This window comes from Mesorhizobium shangrilense (assembly GCF_040537815.1).
GTDB lineage: Bacteria > Pseudomonadota > Alphaproteobacteria > Rhizobiales > Rhizobiaceae > Mesorhizobium > Mesorhizobium shangrilense.
In genome coordinates this window covers 1-4,051 of the sequence record NZ_JBEWSZ010000031.1, presented here as the reverse complement: position 1 = coordinate 4,051, position 4,051 = coordinate 1, and the positions used below count along the sequence as shown (strand labels likewise).

Genomic DNA, 4,051 nt, shown 5'->3' with positions numbered 1-4,051 from the left:
TCAACTCGGCCATCTCAAACTCCTGTTCTCAAGATTGCGCTTCAACAGCCGCAATCCTTCAAAACAGAAGCGTCATCCGCAAACCCACGCACCAAATGCCGCGTCAGCGGCTTCGTTCAATCCTAAGAGTCCACACCGCCTAGCGTCGCCCGACAAAGATAGCGCGCTAGGTCAAGTCGAAGGGCAAAAGTCCGGGGAACAGGGGAGCGGAACAGCATCCCGCTACGGCCCCCGCCGCCCTCGGCACGTTCGGCCGGCTGTCGCCAGCGCCCGCTATCGATGTCGCTGACTTTCGGCCCAACCGTCTTGAAGGCGCGCAATCCTGCGCCGTAGGTCCTCTATACTGCCGTAACGCGCTGGAGCGACGGAATATGCGAGTAACACTCAGGACTGAATAGGATACCACTTGCCTGGAAGGAGACGAGTCCTCATGGCAAGGTCGGCTCGCGATCCTATTCGCGCCGCCAACTTGCAACCAAAATCTGTCGAGCCGGCGCCATCACCCAGGGCAATCGGAGTAACATTGAATTAATGGCCAATTTTTTTGGGGAATTAGATGAACAAAATCTACTATAACGCGGGTTCGGCGCTGGAAGATCTATAGTTTGACGGGATGTTGATTGCTGCGGGCGGGTTTTATCTTTGCGGCATACCGGGGCTGTTGATCAGCGCGATCAGGGGAAGCAGGCATCAAGGAGCTGACGATCGCGTCGAACAATTGCGGCGTCGACGACTTCGGCCTTGGCCTCCTGCTGATCAAGAAGATGATCTCGTCCTATGTCGGCGAGAACGCCCGGGTTCATGCGGCAATACCTGAGCGGTGAACTGGAACTGGAGTTCAATCCGCCGGGGACGTTGGCCGAACGCATGCGCGCCGGCGGTGCCGGTATTGCCGGCTTCTACGCGAAGACCGGCGTGGGCACGGCGGTCGCCGAGGGCAAGGAGCACAAGTCTTTCAACGGCGAAACCTATGTGCTGGAGACCGGTATCGTCGCATACCCTGTCCATTGTGAAGGCGTGGAAGGCGGACACCCTCCGGCGATCTCATTTTTTCGCAAGACGGCGCGCAACTTCAACCCGCCGGTCGCCACCTGAGGCAGGATCTGCATCGCCGAGCTCGAGAGATCGTTCCGATTAGAGAGCTCGATCCCGACCATATCCATCTTTGCCCGGCATCTACCTGCACCGCCTGATCCCGGGCGTGCACGAGAAGCGCATCGAACAGCACACAACGCGCGCGGCGGCTTGAGGAAAGAGAAATCGATGCCTTGGGATCGGAACCAGATGGCGGTTCGGGCCGCGCGCGAACTTCAGGACGGAACGTATGTCAATCTCGGCACCGGCATACCAACACTGGTGGCCATTATATTCCCTAAGGCGTCCGGGTGACGCTGCAATGTCGCGAACGAGCCCCGTCGGGCTCGAAGCGATCGACATGGGTCGCCGAGCCATCGACCCTACCGCGGTCTGGGTGTCGTCCAAGTTGAACATATTGGCATCCACTGTGGGAACGGAACTCTACGATAAGGCATTTGAAGAGGACCTTGACGCATATTGCTACGGCGTGCCGCGGGAGCGGCGTCTCCCGGAGCGAGATCAGCCGGCTATGCGCCGAGATCAACGAGAAGATCAAAGCTTTCCTCTATCGGGTGGCCTTGATGTCGACCCGCGCCAAATCTCGGGCCATCAAACCGAGCAGATCGCAATGCTCATCCAGTTATTGCGACATCGCCTTCAGCTCGCAGCCGATCTGAGTGGTCTATGAACATGGATGTTCGAGCGACGATGCGGGCCTGCATCAACGCCAAGAAAGTCGAGGTGAGGTTATCCACGTCGGTGCACATCTCTGATCCGTAGCGATACCAGCTGGGAGGGACCTGGCGGTCAGGCACATCGAGGCGCTGAGCAAGGCTAACGAAGACGCGGAAGCGTGGGAGCGGTGGTAGGAAGAAACGCAAGACCGGGGAGTTTAAGAGGGCATGCGTCACCGATCCGGACCCCACGATGTAACTAACGCCCACAACAGGCGCCTCGGACCAGCTTACAAGCAGCATGCCATGGTCGATGGTTTGAGCGGTGTGGTTCTGAATATCGGCGTGACCGCCGGCAAAGGCAATAAGGGCAGGTCACCATCGAGCGGATCGAGCTGCCTGAATCCGGAAGGGGCGAATATTTGATCATCTGCTCGGCCTGGAGTGCATGGTTTGTTTCAATTGGCTTGGTGATTTGCAATAGACTTTGCACAAATTTATGCGATTGTTAAAATTGCTAAGCGTTTATGAAATTTCCGAACTAGCCGGTATCGCACGGTGGATGATCTAGACCGAAGAATCCTTACAGCACTACAGAAGGACAACCGGCTCTCCTTTGCCGAACTCGCGGAGCTCGTCGGTTCTTCGGCCGCCTCATGCATGCGCCGAGTGAACAAGTTGCGTACGGAGGGCGTGATCGTCGCGGATATCTCGCTCGTGGATCCGAAGGCTCTTGGCAAATCGCTTACCGTGGTCCTGACAGTGGAGCTTGACCGTGAACGTCTGGATCTTGTCGACGATTTCAAGCGCGCGATGCGGGCGGCCAGGGAGGTTACCCAATGCTATATGGTCACGGGCGACGCCGATTTCGTCCTGATCGTGGCGGTCGAGGATGTCGAAGCCTTCGACGTCTTCGTCAAGACGAAGCTCTATACTAACCCCAATGTCCGAAAATTTAAGAGCATGATCACGCTTGATCGTGTCAAGTTCGAGCCGCGGATTACGGTGTAGCTTTCGGCGGATTGCGTGAAGCGCTTCCTGATGAGATCTCGCCTATACTGTTTGCCTGGCCGACGCATGCGTTCGACATCCGAGATGTCTGCGGGAACGTTATGACGGAGGGTCCAAGATTGAGACTTCTGCTCCGAAGGATGTAACGATGATTCGAACGGGTTATGCAAGTCATCGATCTATGACAGCAGCAGCCCCCGACCGGCCGGTCGCAATCGCCGTTGCCCCGAACGGCGGCAGGCGCGTCAAGGCCGAACATCCCGCCATTCCGCTCGACGCGCTCGAACTCGCAGCAACGGCGGCCGAATGCCTCGCGGCGGGCGCTTCGATGATCCACGTCCACGTACGCGATGCCGAGGGAAGACATCTTCTCGATGCTGGCGCCTATCGCAAAGCGATCGCGGCTATCCGCGCGGAGGTCGGCGATCGCCTGATCGTGCAGATCACTACCGAGGCGCTCGGTATCTATCAGCCGGAGCACCAGATTGCTGTGCTAAAGGCGACAAGGCCGGAAGCGGCATCCCTGGCCCTGCGCGAATTCCTGAGGAGCCCCGCAGACGAACCACTTTTCGCGGAGTTTCTCGCTTGGCTCCGCCAGGAACAGATCATGCCGCAGATCATCCTCTACGAGCCGACCGAGGCGGTGCGCCTTTCCGAGTTGCAGCGGCGCGGCCTGGTACCCTGGCGGGACGTGCCGGTCCTATATGTGCTCGGCCGCCACACGGTCGGGCAGACATCAGAGCCCACCGATCTCTTGCCGTTCCTTGCTTCCGATACCCCCCGTTTCCGCCACTGGAGCCTCTGCGCCTTTGGCCGGCAAGAGGCGGCATGCGTCGTCGCGGGCGCGTTGCTCGGCGGCCATATCCGCGTTGGCTTCGAGAACAATCTCTGGAAGCCCGACGGCTCGGTTGCTGCAGGCAACGCGGAACTTGTCGGCTTGACCGCGGCAATTCTCGCCGCTGCAGGAAGGAAGCCTATGTCAGCGCAACAACTCCGTAAACTGTGGGCGGGGATCGAAGATTAGTATTGACAAATCGTCAGTTCGTCCGCCCGCTGATTGATGTACTTTTGACTAATGTCGTAGTTTTTCCTCGCCTGCTACCCCGGTCTAAGAGCCCGTTTTGAAAATTGGCTGGGAGGGGTTTCGTCTGGGGCTTGGTTATGATTCAAGCTTTAGATGTGGACAGAACAGAGCCGTGGCCGAATGGCCCAGATCGCCAAGAAGACCAAGCGCTACCCGTCTGATTTGACGGACGAGGAGTGGGACCAATTCGCGCCGCTGATGCCAA

5 protein-coding genes and 1 pseudogene are annotated in these 4,051 nt (G+C 58.3%); 5 read left to right on the top strand and 1 reads right to left on the bottom strand.

Annotated features, from left to right (window positions below; translation table 11 throughout):
- Window positions 1-674 precede the first annotated feature (674 nt).
- On the bottom strand, window positions 675-803 hold the full coding sequence (locus tag ABVQ20_RS40275) for a hypothetical protein (RefSeq protein WP_354465395.1): 129 nt from the start codon (window positions 801-803) through the stop codon (window positions 675-677).
- Here ABVQ20_RS40275 and ABVQ20_RS40270 point away from each other — a divergent pair.
- The 5 genes and pseudogenes from ABVQ20_RS40270 to ABVQ20_RS40250 all read left to right on the top strand — a co-directional run.
- Window positions 802-1,095 carry a CoA-transferase gene (locus ABVQ20_RS40270; protein WP_354465393.1) on the top strand — a complete coding sequence of 98 codons (294 nt, stop codon included), beginning with the start codon at window positions 802-804 and terminating at the stop codon, window positions 1,093-1,095. The two genes, ABVQ20_RS40275 and ABVQ20_RS40270, sit on opposite strands and share 2 nt — an antisense overlap.
- A gap of 168 nt (window positions 1,096-1,263) precedes the next feature.
- Window positions 1,264-1,397: pseudogene (locus tag ABVQ20_RS40265) on the top strand (CoA-transferase); the annotation flags it as partial.
- A 912-nt stretch (window positions 1,398-2,309) separates the two neighbouring features.
- Window positions 2,310-2,762 carry an Lrp/AsnC family transcriptional regulator gene (locus ABVQ20_RS40260; RefSeq protein WP_354465391.1) on the top strand — a complete coding sequence of 151 codons (453 nt, stop codon included), beginning with the start codon at window positions 2,310-2,312 and terminating at the stop codon, window positions 2,760-2,762.
- Window positions 2,763-2,943: 181 nt separating this feature from the next.
- Entirely contained in the window at window positions 2,944-3,786 is an 843-nt protein-coding gene (locus tag ABVQ20_RS40255; RefSeq protein ID WP_354465389.1) for a beta-keto acid cleavage family enzyme, read from the top strand.
- 153 nt (window positions 3,787-3,939) lie between these two features.
- The coding region (locus ABVQ20_RS40250; protein ID WP_435528523.1) for a transposase at window positions 3,940-4,051 on the top strand (112 nt) is incomplete at its 3' end.